A 20,520-nucleotide genomic window follows, 5' to 3' on the forward strand; every position below is an offset into this window, starting at 1 on the left:
ACGCCAGGAATGCGTCATGTACGATACCGCTGACATTCTGATCGTCGAGGACAGCCCCACACAGGCGCTCGAACTGCAATATCTGCTCGAAGCTGCCGGATGCCGGGTGCGTGTCGCCACCAATGGCATCGAGGCGCTGGCGCTGGTCGCCGAGCAGCCGCCGACCGTCGTGATCAGCGATATCGTCATGCCGGAGATGGATGGCTATACGCTTTGTCGGCATCTCAAGAACGACCCGAAAACCGCCAGTATTCCGCTGATCCTCGTCACTCACCTGAGCGACGCCCGAGACGTCGTCCATGGCCTGGCGTCGGGGGCGGACAACTTCATCGTCAAGCCCTATGACGAAAAGTACCTGATGTCGCGCATCCGCTATTTCCTGGTGAATCTGGAGTTGCGTACACGGGAACGGATGCAGATGGGGGTCGAGATCCTGCTGGAGGGCGAGCGGCACTTCATTACCGCCGACCGCCAGCAGATCTTCGATCTGCTCATTTCCACCTATGAGCAGGGCATCCTGCTCAACCACCAGCTGCAAGGCAAGCATGACGAACTGGCACGGAGCAATCTGCTGCTCAACTGCCTGTTCGATTTCACCGCAGGGTTGAGCGATGCCAGGAGCGAGCAAGACGTGGTCGACGCCGCGCTGGCACATATCCTCGATTTTCCGGAGGCGAGCGGTGCCTGGCTGCTGCTGGCGGTCGCGGAGGAGGACGAGCGACAGTCGATACGGTTGGCGGGCGCGCGCGGATACGGTCTGGCGCAGATGTCGCAGCTTCTCCAGCGTTGTGCCGCGGACTGCCCGTGCGTGCAGGCTTGGCGTAATCGGCGTCTGTATTCGCCGGCGAACATGGCTTCTTGTCCGGCGCTGCAGGACCGTCCCGGTGGCAGTTCGCACGCCTGCATACCGCTCATGCTCGGCGACATGACCATCGGCATGCTGAACGTGTTGCGCCACGACGGCGCGAACTGGGCGGAAGAGGCGCTGAACGCGCTGACCTCGATCGGCCAGCAGTTATCCATGGCGCTCGGGCGGGCGCGGCTGTTCGCCGGCATGGAGCAGCAGGTCAAGCTGCGCACTCTGGCGCTGGCCCGCAGCGAGTCGCTGCTGCGAGGTGTTCTCGAGAGTTTGCCCGTGGGCGTGGTGGTCGCCGATCAGCAAGGCCAGCTGGTGATGAGCAATGCGGAGAGTGCGCGCATCTGGAATGCCGGCGACGGGCTTCGCCAGAGCGACAAGGCCCGTTTGCAGGGCGTTTGGGCAGAAACCGGCGAACGGCTTGGCGAAGAGGACTGGCCGCTGCTTGTCGCCGCCCGGGAAGACAGGGCCTTGCGCAATCAGGTGATCGACGTCGAGGCTTTCGATGGGGAGCAGAAGACGATCCTGACCTCGGCGGTGCCCTTCCGCGACGAGTCGGGGAAGGCGCTCGGATCGATCTCGGTGTTCCAGGACATCAGCCAGGAGCGCCGACGCAATATCGAAATGCGCATCCGCACCCGCGCGGTGGAAGCCAGTGTCAATGCGATCGTCATTACCGACAACCTGCAACCCGGCCAGCCGATCGTCTACGTCAACCCGGCTTTCGAGCGTATCAGCGGTTATACCAGTGACGAGGTGCTGGGGAGGAACTGCCGCTTCCTGCAGGGCGAAGACAGGAATCAGGCCGCCCTGCTGGGTATCCGCGAGGCCCTGCGGACCGGAAAGGAAGGCTCCGCGGTCCTGCGCAATTTCCGTAAGGATGGCTCCGAATTCTGGAATGAACTGACGCTATCGCCGGTGGTGAACGACCGTGGCAAGGTCAGCCATTTCGTTGGCATCCTGCACGACATCACAGAGGCCAAGCGGTATCAGAGCGAACTCGAGCATCAGGCCAACCACGACGGGCTGACCGGGTTGGCCAACCGCAACCTGTTGAACGACCGCATCCAGCAGGCGATCGCCTTTGCCGAGCGCAATCAGGAGTCCTTTACGCTCGTCTTCATCGACCTGGATCGCTTCAAGGTGGTTAATGACAGTCTCGGCCACAACGTCGGCGACCGTCTGCTGCAACTGATCGCCAGGCGCCTTCAGGCATGCACCCGGCAGACCGATACGCTCGCTCGGCTCGGCGGCGACGAGTTCGTCATTCTGCTGACCGATAGTGGCATGTGTGGCGAGCGGCTCGGCTGGCTCGAGCGCCTGCAGGAGCGCGTTGCCGAGCCCCTGGTGCTCGACGACCATGAACTGGTGGTCAGTTGCAGCATAGGCTTCAGCTGTTACCCGGAGAATGGACGGGATGTCGTTACGCTTCTGCGTAATGCCGACACGGCGATGTACCGGGCGAAGAGCCTGGGGCGCAACCGTGTCTGTGCCTTCGCTCCGGAGATGAACGAACAGATACAGCGCCGCCTACTCCTGGAGAGGCAAATCCGCCATGCGCTGCACAATGCTGAATTCCGTGTGGTTTATCAGCCGCAGCTCGATCTGGCCTGCGGACGGCTGTGTGGCTTCGAGGCGCTGGTGCGCTGGCAGCGCGAGGGCCAGGTGGTCGCGCCGGATGAATTCATCCCGCTGGCTGAGGAAACCGGGCTGATCGTGGGCATAGACTTCTTCGTACTCGACGCTGTGTGCCGGCAGCTCAAGCTTTGGGAAGGCGTGATGCAGGGCGTTGGGATGGCGGTGAACATCTCGGCGCTCACGCTGATGGATGCGGATTTCGTCGAACGGGTCCAGCGCACGCTAAGCCTGCACCAGGTGACACCAGGTCTGCTCAAGCTCGAGGTGACCGAAACCTCCCTCATGGCCGATGCCAATCAGGTGCTGGAGAAGATGACCGCGTTATGCGAGCTCGGCATCCAATTTTCCATCGATGACTTCGGCACTGGCTATTCATCGCTCGGCTACCTCAAGCGCTTTCCCTTCAGCCAGTTGAAGATCGACCGGAGTTTCATCAACGAAGTGCATCTGGATCCTGACAGTGCGTCACTGACACGCTCGATGATTTCCATCGGTCACGACCTGGGTATCAAGGTCATCGCCGAGGGCGTGGAGACCGCGGAGGAGCTGGGCTTTCTCCAGCGCGCCGGTTGCGACGAACTGCAAGGGTTCTATTATTCCCGCCCTCTGCCGCCCGAGCAGTGCATGGCCTTCGTCTCCAGCCAGTCGAACCTGCGTCTGCCCCTGCACATGCTGGCCGAGCATGAACGCTACCTGCTGCTGGTCGACGACGAGCGAAGCATTCTCAATGCGCTGCAGCGCGAGCTGCGTCTGGAGAACTACCGGATATTGACCGCCACCTGCCCGCGCACGGCGCTGTCGCTGCTGGCGTCCTATCCGGTGGATGTGGTGCTGACCGACCTTCGGCTACACCAGATGGGCGGAGTGGAGCTGCTCAGGCAGATCAGGGTTCTCTACCCGGATGTCATTCGTGTCGTGCTGAGTGCCTCCACCGAGGTCAGCCACATCCTCAAGGCGGTCAATGAAGGTGTGATCTACCGCTTCATCACCAAGCCCTGGGAGGTCGAGGATTTGCGTGTGCAGCTTCGCGAAGCGTTCAGACAGCGCGAGCTGGTTCGGGACAACATGCGCATGCGGCTGCAACTGGAAGGCAACCTGCCGGGCTCGATGCAGCATAACGCCTGATCGCCGCCGCGGTGCCGCGCAAAGCCCCCTGGCAAGCGAGGAGAGCGGTCGGGACGCCCCGGCCTCAGGGCTCCCGGCTCTGTGCCGCGACGTATTCACGGAACGCCTGGGCGATGTGCAGCCTGAGCTGCTCGTCGTCCCATGGTTTGGTCAGGAACTTGTAGATCGAGCCTTCGTTGATGGCGTTCGTCACCGATTTCAGGTCGGTGTAACCGGACAACACCATGCGCACGGTCTCGGGATACAGGTCCTTCACCCGGCTGAGGAACTCGGTACCGTTCATTTCCGGCATGCGCTGGTCGGAGAGGATGACCTGCACATCGTGCTTGGCCAGCAGCTCGAAGGCGTCCTGTGCACGGGTGGCGATGAGAATCCGGTAGCCGTCACGGCGTAGAACCCGGGCGAGGGCGCGAAGAATGTTTTCCTCGTCGTCGAGCAACAAGAGCGTCTGGATCTGGTTCCCCTGCTCCAGTTTCGCCAGTGCAGGTTCGCATACCAGCAAACGCGAGCGCAGGAAACTCTCGAGTTCGGCATAGGGCATCGGCCTGGCAAAGTAATAGCCCTGAAATTCGTCACAGTGACTTTTCTTCAGGAAGGCAAGCTGCGGTTCGGTTTCCACACCCTCGGCGATTACCGTGAGCCTCAGGTGATGGGCCATGGAGATGATGCCCTGGGTAATTGCCGCATCGTGATGATCGCTGATAATTTCCTTGATGAAGGAGCGGTCGATCTTCACCTTGTCGATCGGCAGGCGCTTGAGGTAGCTGAGACTCGAATATCCGGTGCCGAAGTCGTCGATGGCGATCCTGACGCCCAGCTGCTTGAGCTGATGCATGGTTTCGATGGCACGCTCCGGGTTGTTCATCAGTACCGTCTCGGTGAGTTCCAGCTCGAGTGTCTGGGCGCTGATTTCGTGCTTGTGCAGGGCCGCCCGGATGCTTTCGACGAAATTGCTGCGCTGGAAATGCGTCGGCGAAATATTGATTGCGATCGTCGGGCCGCTCATACCTTGCGCTCCGAGCTGACGGATCTGCCGGCAGGCCGTGTCGAGTACCCACAGGCTCAGCGGAATGATCTGCCCGGTGTCCTCGGCGATCGGTACGAATTTGTCCGGCTGGATCAGGCCCCGCTCCGGGTGCTGCCAGCGCAGCAGGGCCTCCAGGCCGATGATGCGGCCGCTGCGACCGTCGATCTGCGGCTGGTAGTGCAGGATGAACGTCTGGTTCTCGATGGCCTTCTGAAGCTCGTTGCGCAGTGTGACGCTTTCATTGACCCGCCGATCGAGATCATGGGTGTACCACTGGTAATTGTTGCGCCCCTCCTGCTTGGCCTTGTACATGGCCAGGTCGGCCTGCTGGATGAGCTGCAACGGCTGGTCAGTGTGTCCGTCGCTGAGGGTGATACCGATACTCGCGGTGACATGCAGGTCGATGCCCTGCACGCGATACGGCTGGGCAATGCTGCTGATCAGGCGTTCGGCTACCTGCAACACGTCCGCTTCGCGGGCCAGGTCGGGCAAGACCACGACAAACTCGTCCCCCCCCATGCGTGCCACCGTGTCCCCGGGCCGAACCTGTTGGCTCATGCGCTGCGCGACCTCGACCAGCAACCGGTCGCCGAAATGGTGGTCGATCGAGTCGTTGATCGGTTTGAACCCATCGAGGTCGATATACATCACCGCGAGGTTGCGATTGTAGCGCTGACTGATCTGGCACCCTTGCAGCAGGCGGTCCTCGAGCAGGGAGCGATTCGGCAAGCCGGTCAGGGAATCGTGCCCGGCGTTGAAGCTGAGTTCGCTCTCATAGCGCTTCTGCTCGCTGATATCGTTCAGCACGCCGACGAAATGGGTGATCCTGCCGGAGCCGCTGAATACCGGCGATATGTATAGATCGTTCCAGAAGGGCGTGCCGTCCTTGCGGTAGTTGCGCAATACCAGATGCACTTCCCGCTCCTGGGGCAGGCTCTGGCGGATATCTTCGAGCCCTCGCTGTTCGCGGTCGGCCGCCTGCAGGAAGCGGCAGTTGCGACCCAGCACTTCCGTTTCCGCGTAGCCGGTGATCCGCTCGAAAGCGGGGTTGGTGTAGATGATGGGGTGATCGGGTGCGAGTGCGTCCGTGATCACCACGCCATTGAAACTGGCTTCCAGGCTGCGCTTGAGCAGGCGCAACTGCTCTTCCGACGCTTTGCGCTCGGTAATGTCGCGTAGCGACAGCAGGCTCGCCTGGCGCCCCTCCCAGTCGGTCTCCGACAGATGGATTTCCACCTGTACGTGCTCGCCGTCAGGCGTCGGGATGCTCCATTCGTAGAGATTGCCGCTCCCCTGGGGCAACTCGAGCCGTTGTTGTCGAAGCGCCTGCTGACCGGCACGAAACAGACTTTCGGCAGCGGGGTTGGCGTAGTGGATGGTGCCCAGGCCATCCACTACCAGTACCGCGTCGCGCGTATCGTCGAGCAGCTTGCGGAAGCTTCTTTCGCGTTGTCTGGCTTCCAGTCTGGCTCTTTCCTTCTCGGTGGCATCGGTGGCCAGTACCAGTCGGCAGGGCTGATTGTCGAAGTCGATGTCGTGCGCCAGGACCTCGGCGAAGATTTCGTTACCGTTCTTGTGGCGATATTTCCAAATGCCGATATTGGGCTGGGAAATCGACGACGGATGTGAAGGGGCCAGGCAGGCGAGAAAGCGGGCCTGTTCTTCGGGGCCTCGGATGTCCAGTTGCGTCTTTCGCAATAACTCGTCTTTCGGATGGCCAAAAAAGCTAACGGCCGCCTCGTTCACCGCGAGAAAGCACAGCGTTTCCTTGCTGAACACCCACATGGGTTCGGGGTTGGATTCGAACAGCAGCCGGTAGCGCATCTCGCTGTCGGCCAGGCGGAGAGTGGCCTGGTGCCTCTCCACCGCGTACCGAATGCTGCGCACCAACTGGTGGCTATCGAACTGCCCCTTGACCAGATAATCCGCCGCTCCCAGTTCGATGGCACTGGCATCCAGCCGGGCGTCTCCCTGGCCGGTGAGCAGGATGAAGGGCTTGTTGACGCCGGCTTTCAGTGCCTGGCCGATGAGTTCCAGCCCCGACTCGAGGCCCAGCCGGTAATCCACCAGGTACAGGTCGTGAGCCTGGCTCACGACGGTTTCCAACGCCTGCGTATATTCGCTCTGCCATTCCAGCTCGAAGGCCTGGCTGCTGGCCTGACGCAACAGAGCCCGGGTGATGAAAAAATCGTCTTCGTCGTCATCGATCAGCAACAGGCGCAACATGCGGGCAGCTGGACTCATGCTTGGCTCCCATTGCCTGGCAGTTTGACGGTCCCCAGCCAGTAGCGGCCGAGCACTTTCACCACATCGAGCAGCCCGTTGAAGCTGGCCGGCTTGGTGATGAAGGAATTGCTGCCGAGGCGGTAGCTGCCGACGATGTCTTCGTCGGCGGAAGTGGTGCTCATTACCACCACCGGTATGGCACGCAGCTGTGCGTCCGACTTGATTTCGATCAGCGCTTCGCGCCCGTCCTTCAGTGGCATGTTGAGGTCCAGAAGAATGAGGCCAGGCAAAGGATATTGTCGTTGGTCGTCATAGGGGGGATGCTGCCGAAGATAGTCCAGCAGCTCTTGGCCGTTATGCACGAAACGGACGGGATTGGTGATCCCGCACTCCCTGAATGCTTCGCGTACCAACAGACAATCGTCCGGATCATCGTCGGCGATCAACACGTGCATGGGCTGCCGTTCAGTCATGCGCAAGCCTCATCGATATTCGGGAAGATGAGACGGAACACGCTTCCCCTCCCCGGAGAACTGTTCGCGGTCACACCTCCACCATGGCGTTCGGCGATCTTCTTGACGATGGCCAGTCCGATGCCGGTGCCGGCATAGGCGTCGCGGCCATGCAGGCGCTGGAACGGGTTGAAGATGCGGTCGAGGTACTTTTCGTCGAAGCCGATGCCATTGTTCTCGACACAGAGTGTCCAGGCGTCGGCGCTCTCGCGCTCGGCATAAATGCGGATTACCGGACGGGCCTTGGGGGGCTGGAACTTGACGGCGTTGCTCAGCAGGTTCTGAACGACTCGTCGCATTTGCGATGGATCGCCCATCACGCTTGGCAGCCAGGCGCACTCGATCTGCGCCCGGGACTGTTCCAGTGTGGTTTCCATGTCTTGCAGCACCTCCTTGACGATTTCTCCGAGCTGCAGCCGTTGGAAGGGCTGGCCACGCGTATTGACCCGTGAGTAGTCGAGCAGGTCGATGATCAGCGCCTGCATCCGCGCGGCAGCGGAGGTCATGCGCCTGAGATAGTCGTGGCTGACGTCGTCGAGTCCGGAAGCTCGTGCCTCCAGGCGCTCCGAGAATGCCTGGATCTTGCGCAGCGGTTCCTGCAGATCGTGGGATGCGACGAAGGCGAACTCTTCCAGCTCGCGGTTGCTGCGTTCGAGCTCTTCGAGTGTGGTTTGCAGAGCATGCTCGGTGCGCTTTCGCTCCGAAATGTCCTGGAAGTAAACGGCCAGCCCTTCCTCCGAAGGGTAGGCGTGTACCTCAAGCCAGAGTCCCAGTGGTTCGTAGAAGGTTTCGAAGTGCTCCGCCTCCTGGCGTTCGGCCGCGCGCAGGAAGCGCTCGCCGACTTCACTTTCCCGCGAGCCGGGAAAGGCCGACCAGACTTCGGCACCGAGCATGTCTTGGACGCACATGCCGAGCAGGCGCGCGGACTCGCTGTTGACGAAGGTGAATCGCCAGTCGTTATCGAAGGTGTGAAAGGCATCGCTGATGCTTTCCAGCGTGATGGTCAGGCGTTCCGCCAACCGAAGTGTTTCCTGCTGTGCCTGCTTGCGCTCGCTGATGTCCTTGGCGATCCCGAACACGCCGACAATCTGTCCATCGACCACGATCGGCAGATTGGTCATGTCGAGCATCCGCGGATTGTGCTGCCGGTCGCGGCCCAGCAGCTCGTAGCGTTGCGGCTTTCCGGCGCAGGCCGCCGCGAAATGCTGGGTGACACGAGTCCGATCGTCGTCGGCGACGAACCCGGAGAAGTGCTGGCCGTCGAGTTCGCCGGCGTCATATCCCGACAGCGCCAGTCCAGCGTCATTGATGCTCTGGATCCTGCCTGCAAGGTCGAAGGACACCACCGGGTCCGGATTGAAGGCGAAAAGCGAGCGGAACCGTTGTTCGCTTTCCTGCAGCCGCTGCCGATCGCGCTTTCGCACGATGGCTATTGCCGCCAGCTGCGCGGCGGCTTCCATGAGTCCGATCTGATCCTCGTTCGGCGTCTGGATCGCTGGCATGTATACGGCAAGCGTGCCCAGCACCGTGCCGTGATGCGACATCAGCGGCAAGGCCCAGCAGGCACGCAGGCCATGCTTTAGCGTCAGGCTGCGAAAATCTTGCCAGAGCGGGTCCTGAGCCAGATCCTCGGACACGACCAGCCGGCGGTGAAACGCCGCTGCGGCACACGCGCGCGCATCCGAGATTTTCAGGCCATCGATGGCCTGGCTGTAGTCGGCTGGCAGGTCTGGTGCAGCACCGGTGACCAGACGCTCGCCTTCGGCGGCAAGAAGCACGGAGGCCAGGGCTTTGGGTTCCTGTGCCTGAACCATCAGGCATATGGCTTCCAGGGTTTGCGTCAGCGAGCGGTCGCTGGTCACCATGCCGAGGATGTCTCTCTGGTGCTCGGCGAACATCTCGTACTGCATCATGTGGGTGATGTCATGCGCAACTGCGAAAATCACCTCTTCTTCCGGAGACCAGCCGGCAGACCAGAGAATATGGACGATGCGTCCGTCTTTGCGTCGATAGCGGTTATGGAAGCTGCGCGTCGCACGGCCGCTCATGATGGCGGCTGCTTCTTCGCGGGTGCGCGAGCGGTCCTCTGGTAATACGAAGTCGATGAACGGGCGACCTATCAGTTCCTCCGCGCGGTAACCGAGTACCGCCTCGCAGGCGGGGCTGAGATCGCAAAAGCGTCCCTGGCGGTCGACAGAGCACACTACGTCGAGGGAGAAGTCGATGATCCGCTGGTTCAAAGCCTGCAGGCGCAGCTGACGATCGAGGCTTTTTCCAAGTTCGAGGCTGGTGGCCTTGAGGCGGCGGGCTCGAATTCTGGCCAATGAAGCCAGGCGCTGGCTGAGTATCAGTAGAAAACTGAGGCTCAAACCGCACAGCATGACCAGCGTGGAGAAATGCGTGGACGCGTAGAGCTCCCCCGGACTGGCGACATAGGTCTGCAGCAGCAGGTTGACATCGTGGTGGAGCGGGAGTTCGCGCGTGCCCACGGACAGGTCTCCATGGCCCAGAGAACTGAAGACCAGGGTGCCGCCATCATAAGCGCGAACCCCAAAGCCGCTCAGGTCTGGGGCCAACGCTTCGAAAAAGGATCTCTGAATATCGAGGCTGGCTACCAGGAACCCGTTGGGCAATGTCGGTAACCATATCGGTGCGGCTACCAGCACCTGACTCTGTCCATCGGCCAGACGATGCGGTTCGCTCAGGTGAGGAAAGTGTTCCTCGCGTACATGCATGAACCATTGCCCGGTTCCGGCAAGAAACTGCTCGAGCCAGTACTCCTGTTGGTCATCACGAGCCTCGACCCATAGCGGCCGCAGATTCTCATCAAGTACGGCAAGTGCTTGCAGACTTGGGTAGTCACGTAGATAACTGCGGGCCTCCTGCTGCCAGAGCACGGGCTCGGGTAGCGCTCCGAGTGCCTGCCAGCGTTCGGCCATCCGCTGCATGAGCGCAAGGCGCTCCTGCACGTTGCGCTCGACGGTGCTCTGCACCTTCTCCAGCAGCAGTTCGCTCTCGCGACTGACCGATTCGATCGTCTGCAGGTTCAGCAGATACAAACTCAGGCAGGTGAGCAGGGTGCCGATGGCTCCTGCCACAATGGCTTGCCTGTCCAGTTCGCGCTCCCGTTTGTACGGCAACCATGCGAGCAAGACGACCGCCATGGCGAGCAGCACAGTCAGTATGCCAACCGGGCTGGAAGCGGAAGACAGGGTGCCGGCGCTCTCGAGTATCGGTGTCCAGCCCATGATTTGGGCTGCGGGGTCGACCAGAGCCGCGCTCAGGCCAAGCACCTGACCCAACCACCTGATTCGCGGTTGCTCGGTCACGAGCCAGATCGCGATCGTCAGCAGCAAGCCGGTGAGCGCCAGTCCGCTGCGTGCATGCAGACTGTCGCTGAGCCAGGAGGTGTCCCCCGAATGGCCGGCCAGGGCGTTATCCAGAATGCTGTAGAGCGTCATCGCCAACAGCGCCGCGCAGATGATTCGCAGCACCCTGACACGATGCCGCACGGCGGCGAGGAGCGCGGCGCCGAGCAGAGGGGAGAGCAGCATGCTGTCAGGATTCAGTACCAGCGCATGCAGAGCCGAATGCTGGATACGCAGTGAGCCGGCGAGGCCGACCACGCCCATGCCGATCAGCGTAAAGGCCAGCGCGTAAAGGTACGCCTGGTAAACCAGGTGGCGCGGCGACGTCATTATGGCTGCAAATCCTGAGGGCCCAGCAGGCGAAGCACCTCGTCGATCGTGGTCAGGCCGAGATCGATCTTCTCCCGTGCATCGTCGAGCAGGGTCGTCATGCCTTCCTCGCGGGCCATGGTCTGCAAGTGCATGGCGCTGGCTCCCTGGGAGATGGCATCGCGCAGGGCATCGCTCATGGTCAGCACCTCATGCACCCCGACACGCCCCTTGTAACCCTGATGGCACTGGCTGCAGCCGCGACCGTGGAAGAAGCGGAGGTTCGGGTCCAGGAAGCCTGGACCCAGGCTGCGCAGACGCTCCTGCGGGGGGGTGACCGGTTCCCGGCAGTTCATGCAGATCCGCCGCACCAGCCGCTGGGCGATGATCGCCTCGAGTGCCGAGGCCAGCACATAGGGTTTCAGGCCGAGATCGAACAGCCGGGCGATGGTCGCCGCCGCCGAGTTGGTATGCAGGGTGGAGAACACCAGGTGCCCGGTCAGCGCCGCATGGAAGGCCACATCGGCGGTTTCCTCGTCGCGGATCTCGCCCAGCAGAATCACGTCCGGGTCCTGCCGCAGGATGGCCCGCAGAATGCTGGCGAAACTCAAGCCGATGCGTTCGCGCACCGGGACCTGTCCGGCCAGATCCACATGGAATTCCACCGGGTCCTCGATGGTGACGTAGTTCTTCTCGGACGAGGCTTCGTGCTGCAGCAGGGCGAACAGCGTGGTGGTCTTGCCGCTGCCGGTCGGGCCCGTGGCGAGAACGATGCCCTGCGGCTTGTTCACCACGTACATGAGCCGCCGCAGGTTGTGCGCCGACAGCCCGAGGTCTTCCAGCGATTGCGCTGCCGACTGGCGCTCCAGCACGCGCATGACCACCTTCTCGCCATTTATCGTCGGCAGCGTCGAAATGCGCAGATCGACGATGCGCATCGGCGTTTTCACCGTGATACGGCCGTCCTGCGGCCGACGGCGCTCGGTGATGTCGAGCTCGGCCATGACCTTGATCCGCGACACCAGCGACATCAGCTGGGCAGTCGGAATCTGGATCTTGTCCTGCAGCACGCCGTCGATGCGATAGCGCACCACCACGTGCTTGGTTCGCGGATGGATGTGGATGTCGCTCGCGCCCAGCCGCAGGGCCTCGAGAATGATCGCGTTGACCAGTCGGATGGCCGGCGGCTCTTCGGAGCTTCCGAGCAACTGCTCGAGGCTTTCACTGCCGCCTTCATCCTCGATGACGATTTCGATGCCTTCGTAAGGATCGCTGGAGCCGACTACCGTGGCGAGGTCTTCCAGCTGTTTGCCGGGTTCGCCGAACAGTTCGTTGAGCTTGGCCTGGATCTGCCCGAGCTCGCAGAGCAGCGGGTGGATGCTGTAGCCGGTCATGAAGCCGAGTTCTTCGATCAGCCCCATGTCCATCGGATCGGCCATGACCAGGCGCAAGCGCTGGTCGACCACGCGCAACGGCAGCACCAACTGACGGACGCAGACCGCCTGCGGAAGCAGGGCGAGCAGGGCGGGGTCGAGCTGGAACTCGCGCAGGTCGACCTCTTCGAACATCAGGTCCTTGCGCAGCAGCTCGAAGACCTTGCCGCTGTCGACCCAGTCGTGCTGCATCAGCTGACGCATGACCGGCGTCTTGTGCGACTGCATCTCCTTGTGCAGCAGCTGGATCTGCTGAGCGTTGAGCAGTCCCTTCTTGTGCAACATGATCGCCAGCTGGCTGCGATTGGTGACGCCGAGCTTGGCCAGCGTATCCAGGTCGCGGTGCTGTTTGCGGTTTTCCTGCTCCAGCGCGCGAGTCCGTTGCAGCAGCGCGTACTGTTCCAGCGCGAGGGCGATGGTCAGGCGCAGATCGTCGTCGTTCCATGGCTTGAGGATGAAGCGATACACCGCGCCGTCCTTCACCGAGCCCATCACCGCCTCGGTGTTGGCATGCCCGGTGAGCATGATGCGGATGATCTCGGGCCAGCCTTCGCGCACCTTGGCGAGCAGCTCGCTCCCGTTCATGCCGGGCATCATGAAGTCGCTGATGATCAGGTTGATCGGTTTGGTTTCCAGGATCCTCAGTGCTTCGAAACCGTTACGGGCGAAATGCACGTCGTAGTTTTCCCGCTGCAGCACCCGGCGTAACGCCGCGAGAATGTTGGGTTCGTCGTCCACCAGCAGTAGGCGATAGGGGGCGCTGGGCGCCGTCTCTCCCTTGTCTGTGGCCGGCTCGTCCCCCACGAACAGCGATGCATACCGTTTCGCCACGATGACTCCTTATCGGCGAGGAAAGCGCAGACGCACGCAGGTGCCTACGCCCTGGCGGCTGTTCAGCAGAACTTCGCCTCGATGCGCGATCAGAATATCCCGCGCCACGGTAAGACCCAGCCCGGTGCCGGAGCCGACCGGCCGGGTCGTGAAGAACGGATCGAACACGCGTGGAAGGTCCGTCTCGGAAATACCGCAGCCGTTATCCTCGATGACCACTTCCGGTGTTCCGTCCTCGAGCTGCCGGGTACTGACGAGGATGCAGCCCTGTTCGCCGAGTGACTTCGCTGAATTGTCCAGCACGTTGTAGAAGGCCTGCGACAACTTGGCCGGATAGCCTGACAGACGCGGCAGCGTTCCCGGTCTGAGCTGGATATCCAGCGCTTGACCTTCGGTTTGCAGCAGGTGGCAGGTGGTGGCCAGCAGACCATTCAGGTCGCAAGGCACGAAGTCGGCCTGATCGATGTTGGAAAAAGTCTTGAGGTCGTTGACGATCGTCTCGATCCGGCGGGTACCGCTGGCCGACTCGCTGAGCAAGGCCCGGAAGTCCTCCAGAAGGAAGGCAGTGCCCTGGTCTGCCGGCAGCTTTTGCTCCAGCTCGCCGAGATAGTCCCCAGCGACCCGCAGATTGCTGGCAATGAAGCCGATCGGGTTGTTGATTTCGTGTGCGACGCCGGCGGCCAACTGGCCGATCGCGCGCAGGCGTGCCGTTTCGTACAACTGCTGCTGGGTCTTTTCGATGACCTGGACCTGCTCCTGCACGCGTGCCTGGAGTTGCTCGGCGAGGGCCTTGTAGCGGGCCTCCGACTCCTGTAGCGCGGCGTGCTTGCGCTGCAGCTCGGCAAAGCTCGCTTCGGTGCTGTCGTGATGAAGGTTGGCGGCCAGACGGTACTTGCCGACGTAGAACAGCACGAACTCCAGCAGTCGGGCAGCTGCCTGCTGCACCCGGGGCTGCTCGGGACAATGCAGCCAGCCAAGCGTCTCCAGGTTGAATTCGATCGCCTGGGCGCCGGTCAGCGGTGTTTCGCTCAAGACCAGCGGGCGCCCGCTCAAAACCTGCAGCAACTGCAACAGCTGTTGCTGGCGGTCGCCGGGCAGCAGCTCGGAGAGGGTCGGATCGTCCTCGAAACTACGCATGATCCGCATCCAGGGCGCTGAGTCGGCGGACGAAGTCATCCTCACTGATGCCTTCGTCGGCGGCGAGGTGGAATTCCCGGTCGAGCACTGGATAAAGGCGCTTGAGCAACAGCCGGAAGCTCTCGACCACTCCCTCGCCATTTATTGCCGCTGCCATGCAGAGCGGTGCCCATGGGGTTTGGCGCCAGCGCCTCTGCAGCTCGGCTTCGTCGACCGCGCCGGGCACGTCGCGCTTGTTGAACTGCACGACGATCGGCAACTGCTCTATGTCCATGCCCAGCTTCTGCAGGTTGTCGGCAAGGTTATCGAACGCGTTGGCGTTGTTGTCCTGCTGCGGTGGTTGCGAGTCCGCTACGAAGATCACCCCGTCGGCGCGCGACAGCACCGCCTTACGCGTGCTGTCGTGCTGCACCTGTCCGGGCACGGTATAGAGCTTGAGTCGCAAGTCCAGGCCATGCTCGCCGCGCAGGCCGATCGGCAGCACGTCGAAGAACAGCGTGCGATCGTCGCGGGTCTCCAGCACCATCAGCTCGCCCTTGCGCTGTGGTCGCAGCAGCGTATGCAGCTGCATCAGGTTCGTGGTCTTGCCGCTTAAGGCCGGACCGTAATAGACCACCTTGAGCGTGAGCTTGCGCTCGTGCGGCAGATAATCAGCCATAGTCCGCCTGCCCCTCGAAATCGATCAGCACGGCGCCATCGATGTCGCGCCTGACTCGCGTGATGCCCGGGTGCTCGGTTTCCAGGCGCAACAACTCCTGCTGCTGGCGCTGCAATGCTGTCTGCTGGCGTTCCAGCTGGGATAGCAGGCGCTGGTTCTGAATCTTCATCAGGTAGAGGTCGATGGCCGCACGAAGCGCGGCCTCGATCTCGTAGTCTTCCCAGGGCTTGGAAAGGAAACGGTAAATCTCCGCTCGGTTGATCGCATTCATCATCGCCTGGCGATCGCCGTGTGCGCTGAGCACCATGCGCATGGCGTGCGGTTGGCGCTGCTTGGCGAACTGCAGGTACGTGACGCCATCGATGCTCGGCATCTGATAGTCGGAAACGATCACCGCATATTCATGCTCGGAGAGTGCGTCCAGCGCCGACTGGGCATCGCTGAAGCCGTGCACCGTCCAGCCATGCGGGCGTAATACACGCTGCAGTGCGCTCAGGATGTGCGGTTCGTCGTCAACCAACTGGATTTTGATCATTTGAGAATTCCAACTTGGGCCGTCGCGTCGGGCTTGCGCACGAACAGGGTATAACGGGCGCCCTCCGACGATTCGAAGGCGATCAGTTTGTTGATCAGGGGCTGTGTGAGTGCCTTGCCTTCATTGAGCAGCAGCATCCCGTTTTCGGCGTGGAGGTTGCGCGCCAGGACCATCCCCGGCTCCACTCGACGGGTATCCAGGATGAGAATGCTCGCGTCGGCCAGCGCGAGGTCCGGGGCGAGGGTGGTGCAAACTTCCATGAAGCGCGTGCAGAGCTCGGGGTCGTAGAGTCGCCCGGCGAATTTCTTCTGCAGCAGCAGGGCTTCGTCACGATTCAGGCGGCGCTCCAGAATCATGCCGCGCTGCAGTTCGATGAAATCCACGGCCAGTTTGAGCAGGCGCGAGCCGAAGGGAATGGCCTCGCCTTCGAGCTTGTCCGGAAATCCGTTGCCGTCCCAGCGCTCCTGGTGATGACGAATCAGGCTGCTGGCGTTCTGGACCGGTTCCAGGGCCATCAGCAGGCTTTCGCCGAGTTGCGGATATTCGCGGTAACGCGCCCGGTCCTCCTTGTAAAGGACATCGGAGGGCATCGCGAGGAGGCGATCGTCCCAGGTCAGCTTGCCCAGGTTGTAGAGCGCGGCCGCCATCGCCAGATCGTTGCTGGTGCGCTCGTCGAGCCCGTAGTGTTCGGCATACCCCTTGATGAGCGCGACCACCTGGGTGTTGGTCTGCCGGTCCTTGCTCAGCCGCTGGTTGACGAGGTTGGCGAACACCTCGGTGGCGGTGACGTAGCTCCGGCGTAGCTCGGCATAGGCTAGATCGAGCATGTCTGCGGTTTCTTCAAGCTCCGCGGTGCGGGACTGGATGCGCTCCTCCAGGGTCGAGTTGAGCTCCTGAAGGGCTGCGTTCTGCTGCCGGGTCAGCTGTTCCAGTCGCTCGCGTTCGCGCTCGGAGTTCTGGAAGGCCAGCGCCTGGCGGATGATGAGGCGCAACTCGTCATCTTCCCAAGGCTTGCTTATATAGCGGTAGATCTGGCCTTCGTTGATCGCCTTGACGGTCGTGCCGATGTCGGCATAGCCGGTCAGCAGGATACGCAGGCATTCCGGCCGGCGCCGTTGAATGGTCGCCAGCAGGCTCGCGCCGTCCATGCCAGGCATGCGGGCATCGGAGATGACCAGGTCGACCGGCTGCTGCTCGAAGACATCCAGTGCGGCCTCGCCACTGGTGGCGAGGAGCAGGCGATAGGGTTCGTGGCGTAGCACGCGACGAAGACTATTGAGGATGTTTTCCTCGTCGTCGACCAGCAGGAGAGTCGCCACAGGTCCGTTTTCCAACATGGCCATGGTCGTGCTCAACCCCCCAGACCTTGCGCGGCAGGCTGTCTTAGGGGGAGCCAGACGCGAAAGCGCGTACCCTTGCCAAGCTCGCTCTGGACTTCAATGCGCCCATGATGCTTCTGCACGATGCTGTAGGAAAGGGCCAGGCCGAGGCCAGTACCCTTCCCGACCGGCTTGGTCGTAAAGAAGGGCTCATAGATGCGATTCATCAGCTTCGGATCGATTCCCAGGCCGGTATCCTCGACTTCTATCCAGGCCCAGTCATCGTCGCTGGCGGTGCGAAGGGATATCCGGCCGAATTGCTCGATGGCATGCGCAGCATTGACCAGCAGGTTCATCACTACTTGGTTTATCTGCGACGGGATGCACTCCACATCGGGTAGCTCGCCGTACTCCTTGACGATCTCGGCCTTGTACTTGAGCTCGTTGTTGACGACGTTGAGGGTGGTATCGAGGCCCCGGTGCAGGTCGGCCAGGCGAAACTCTTCTTCCTCGATATGAGAAAAATCCTTGAGTGCGCTGATGATTCGTTTTACTCGGTCGATGCCGTCTTCCGATTCGGTAATCAGCGCCTCCACGTCGCCGCGGATGTATTCATATTCGAGATTTATCTTCAGCTGACGCAATTCATCCAGGCTGCTGGCGCTGTCCACGGCGTCAATGATGCGCAGCATGTCGCGTACGTAGCCGCCCAATGATTTCAGGTTGGAAAACACGTAACCAATGGGGTTATTGATTTCATGCGCGACACCGGCGGCCAGTTGCCCGATGGCGGCGAGCTTTTCCGACTGAAGCAGCTGGCTGTTGGCGGTTTCGAGCTTTTTCAGCAGTTGGTGCTGCTCAGCCTGTTTTTTGCTCAATGCGCTCAAGGCAGCTTCGAGTTGCGCGCTGGAGCGGGCGATTGCGCTGGTGTCATACATGACCAGCGCATAATGGACGAGACCGTCGGCAGTCGGAAAAGGGAAAAGCAGGGTGCTCTGCAATGAGCTTTGCTCGTCGGCGTCCGTAGCCGATAGCTCCACTAGCGGGGGCGATTCCAGCCAGTGGTTGTACACATGCCTGTCCTTGTCACGTACCAGCGCCACCATCCGCTCGAAGCGCGCAGCACCTGCTTCCGGAAAGACTTCGAGAAACAGTCGTCCACGCGCCTGATCGAGTTCGCTCCTGCTCCGCTGCGTGATGAAGGTGTTCCAGTGTTCGACGCGGAGCTCGGCATCGAGCACGATGACCCCAAGGCCGATATTTTCAGTCAGGGCACGCAGCAACTCAGTGGAACTCATTCAATTGCGCTCCTGTGCAGTTGAAAACTAACTTTTTGCCTTGGGCTGCGCCCGACGCTTCATTGGCGCCAGATTATGGGCTCGCATGACGGCCTGCTCCAGAAAAACCGCCTTGTGGTTGATTGTCGGCACGCTCGGTTTTTCCTTTATCCACAAGGCAGAGAGTGCGACGTACGGTCGTGGGCAAGAGAAAACGGGGGATGCACGAACGTCAGGTTTTCCATGAGCGAGCATTGGACGCGCTCTAGCGACATCGCCGACTCAGGAAGAAGGCCTGTGTCAAGGCCCTGTTCGTTTTTCCCACCAGGAAAGGGCCGGCTGTGAACCAGGGAGCTGAGTGTTACCATCAAACACTTTCATGCGGCGCTGGATGCCTTGGTTTCCGTAAGCGCCGGCAATATGAAGCCCGACATACTTACGCAACCACCTGCCCGATGACTGGCGCGAACCCGCATTCATCGCCCGTCGCTCTCAACCCATGCGCTGGCCGGGCTCGGCCTCCGACCGGAGCGAGCCCGAAAAGCGGCCTGCCAGAATCGAAATGGCGGGTACGCGAGAGGGTGCAAGGCCATCCACCACCGTACATAACGCCCGCAGGACAAAGCTCTTGATCTCCACCGCCAACATCACCATGCAGTTCGGCGCCAAGCCGCTGTTCGAGAACGTTTCCGTCAAGTTCGGCAACGGCAACCGCTACGGCCTGATCGGCGCCAACGGCAGCGGCAAGTCCACCTTCATGAAGATCCTCGGCGGCGAGCTGGAGCCTTCGGCCGGGCAGGTGATGCTCGAACCCAACGTGCGCCTGGGCAAGCTGCGCCAGGACCAGTTCGCCTACGAAGACTTCAGCGTGATCGACACGGTGATCATGGGCCACACCGAGCTGTGGGCGGTGAAGGCCGAGCGCGACCGCATCTATTCGCTGCCGGAAATGAGCGAGGACGACGGCATGAAGGTCGCCGAGCTGGAAGTCGAGTTCGCCGAGTTCGACGGCTACACCGCCGAGTCGCGCGCCGGCGAGTTGCTGCTGGGCCTGGGCATTCCGCTGGACCAGCACTTCGGTCCGATGAGCGCGGTGGCCCCCGGCTGGAAACTGCGCGTGCTGCTGGCCCAGGCGCTGTTCTCCGATCCCGAGGTGCTGCTGCTCGACGAGCCGACCAACCATCTGGACATCAACACCATCCGCTGGCTGGAGGGCGTGCTCACCGCGCGCAACTCCACCATGATCATCATTTCCCACGACCGCCACTTCCTGAACAGCGTCTGCACGCACATGGCCGACCTGGACTATGGCGAGCTGCGGCTGTTTCCCGGCAACTACGACGAATACATGACCGCGGCGACCCAGGCCCGCGAACGCCTGCTCTCGGACAACGCCAAGAAGAAGGCGCAGATCGCCGAACTGCAGACCTTCGTCAGCCGCTTCTCGGCCAACGCCTCCAAGGCCAAGCAGGCCACCAGCCGCGCCAGGCAGATCGACAAGATTCAGCTCGAGGAAGTCAAGCCGTCCAGCCGCGTCAGCCCGTTCATCCGTTTCGAGCAGACCAAGAAGCTGCACCGCCAGGCGGTGACGCTGGAAAACGTCAGCCAGGGCTACGACGGCGTGGCGCTGTTCAAGCGTCTCGGCCTGCAGATCGAGGCCGGCGAGCGGGTGGCGATCATCGGCCCGAACGGCATCGGCAAGACCACCCTGCTGCGCACCCTGGTCGGCGAGATGCCGGCCATGAGCGGCGAGGTGAAGTGGACCGAAAGCGCCGAGGTGGGCTACTTCGCCCAGGACCATGCCGAGGACTTCGAGGCCGACATGACCTTGTTCGACTGGATGGGGCAATGGACCGGCGGCGGCGAGCAGCTGGTGCGTGGCACCCTCGGCCGCATGCTGTTCTCCAACGACGACATCGGCAAGTCGGTGAAGGTGATTTCCGGCGGCGAGCAGGGCCGCATGCTGTTCGGCAAGCTGATCCTGCAGAAGCCCAACGTGCTGGTGATGGACGAGCCGACCAACCACCTCGACATGGAGTCGATCGAGGCGCTCAACCTGGCGCTGGAGAACTACCCGGGCACGCTGATCTTCGTCAGCCACGACCGTGAGTTCGTGTCCTCGCTGGCCACGCGCATCATCGAGCTGTCGGAAGACGGCGTCACCGACTTCTCCGGCAGCTACGACGACTACCTGCGCAGCCAGGGCGTGCTGGTCTGAGGCTTGTGGCGCGGGGCTTGAGCCATTGGTGGGCTGAAGCCCACCCTGGTG

The 20,520-nt window shown here is 61.8% G+C and carries 11 protein-coding genes; 2 read left to right on the forward strand and 9 right to left on the reverse strand.

The window, feature by feature from the left end; translation table 11 throughout:
* Nucleotides 1-16 precede the first annotated feature (16 nt).
* Nucleotides 17-3,619: an EAL domain-containing protein gene (locus tag H610_RS0111635; RefSeq protein ID WP_028239826.1), complete on the forward strand. Its 3,603-nt coding sequence runs from the start codon at nucleotides 17-19 to the stop codon at nucleotides 3,617-3,619.
* A 64-nt stretch (nucleotides 3,620-3,683) separates the two neighbouring features.
* Here H610_RS0111635 and H610_RS26120 read toward each other — a convergent pair whose 3' ends face one another.
* The 9 genes from H610_RS26120 to H610_RS0111680 are packed head-to-tail and all read right to left on the reverse strand — an operon-like array spanning nucleotide 3,684 to nucleotide 18,272.
* Nucleotides 3,684-6,890 carry an EAL domain-containing protein gene (locus H610_RS26120; RefSeq protein ID WP_028239827.1) on the reverse strand — a complete coding sequence of 1,069 codons (3,207 nt, stop codon included), beginning with the start codon at nucleotides 6,888-6,890 and terminating at the stop codon, nucleotides 3,684-3,686.
* Complete coding sequence (locus H610_RS0111645) at nucleotides 6,887-7,345, reverse strand: response regulator (RefSeq protein ID WP_028239828.1); 459 nt, start codon at nucleotides 7,343-7,345, stop codon at nucleotides 6,887-6,889. The genes H610_RS26120 and H610_RS0111645 overlap by 4 nt, the downstream gene beginning before the upstream one ends.
* A complete protein-coding gene (locus H610_RS25985) occupies nucleotides 7,342-11,082 on the reverse strand; it encodes a PAS domain S-box protein (protein ID WP_051231695.1) in 3,741 nt (1,246 codons plus the stop codon). Before H610_RS25985 ends, H610_RS0111645 begins: the two co-directional genes overlap by 4 nt.
* Nucleotides 11,082-13,325, reverse strand: a complete 2,244-nt coding sequence (locus tag H610_RS0111655) for an ATPase, T2SS/T4P/T4SS family (RefSeq protein ID WP_028239829.1) — start codon at nucleotides 13,323-13,325, stop codon at nucleotides 11,082-11,084. Before H610_RS0111655 ends, H610_RS25985 begins: the two co-directional genes overlap by 1 nt.
* Nucleotides 13,326-13,334: 9 nt before the next feature.
* Nucleotides 13,335-14,462, reverse strand: a complete 1,128-nt coding sequence (locus H610_RS0111660) for a sensor histidine kinase (protein ID WP_028239830.1) — start codon at nucleotides 14,460-14,462, stop codon at nucleotides 13,335-13,337.
* Nucleotides 14,455-15,120, reverse strand: a complete 666-nt coding sequence (locus H610_RS0111665) for a GTP-binding protein (RefSeq protein WP_028239831.1) — start codon at nucleotides 15,118-15,120, stop codon at nucleotides 14,455-14,457. The genes H610_RS0111660 and H610_RS0111665 overlap by 8 nt, the downstream gene beginning before the upstream one ends.
* Nucleotides 15,113-15,655 carry a response regulator gene (locus H610_RS0111670; RefSeq protein ID WP_028239832.1) on the reverse strand — a complete coding sequence of 181 codons (543 nt, stop codon included), beginning with the start codon at nucleotides 15,653-15,655 and terminating at the stop codon, nucleotides 15,113-15,115. The genes H610_RS0111665 and H610_RS0111670 overlap by 8 nt, the downstream gene beginning before the upstream one ends.
* Complete coding sequence (locus H610_RS0111675) at nucleotides 15,652-16,998, reverse strand: HD domain-containing phosphohydrolase (protein ID WP_152529094.1); 1,347 nt, start codon at nucleotides 16,996-16,998, stop codon at nucleotides 15,652-15,654. Before H610_RS0111675 ends, H610_RS0111670 begins: the two co-directional genes overlap by 4 nt.
* 8 nt (nucleotides 16,999-17,006) lie before the next feature.
* The gene (locus H610_RS0111680; protein WP_043238378.1) at nucleotides 17,007-18,272 is read right to left on the reverse strand and encodes an ATP-binding protein; all 1,266 of its coding nucleotides are present in this window, start codon (nucleotides 18,270-18,272) and stop codon (nucleotides 17,007-17,009) included.
* Nucleotides 18,273-18,879: 607 nt separating this feature from the next.
* On the opposite strand from H610_RS0111680, the gene H610_RS0111685 reads away from it, so the two are divergent.
* Nucleotides 18,880-20,469 carry an ABC-F family ATPase gene (locus H610_RS0111685; protein ID WP_028239835.1) on the forward strand — a complete coding sequence of 530 codons (1,590 nt, stop codon included), beginning with the start codon at nucleotides 18,880-18,882 and terminating at the stop codon, nucleotides 20,467-20,469.
* Nucleotides 20,470-20,520: the final 51 nt, after the last annotated feature.

Source organism: Stutzerimonas azotifigens DSM 17556 (assembly GCF_000425625.1).
Taxonomy (GTDB): Bacteria; Pseudomonadota; Gammaproteobacteria; order Pseudomonadales; family Pseudomonadaceae; genus Stutzerimonas; species Stutzerimonas azotifigens.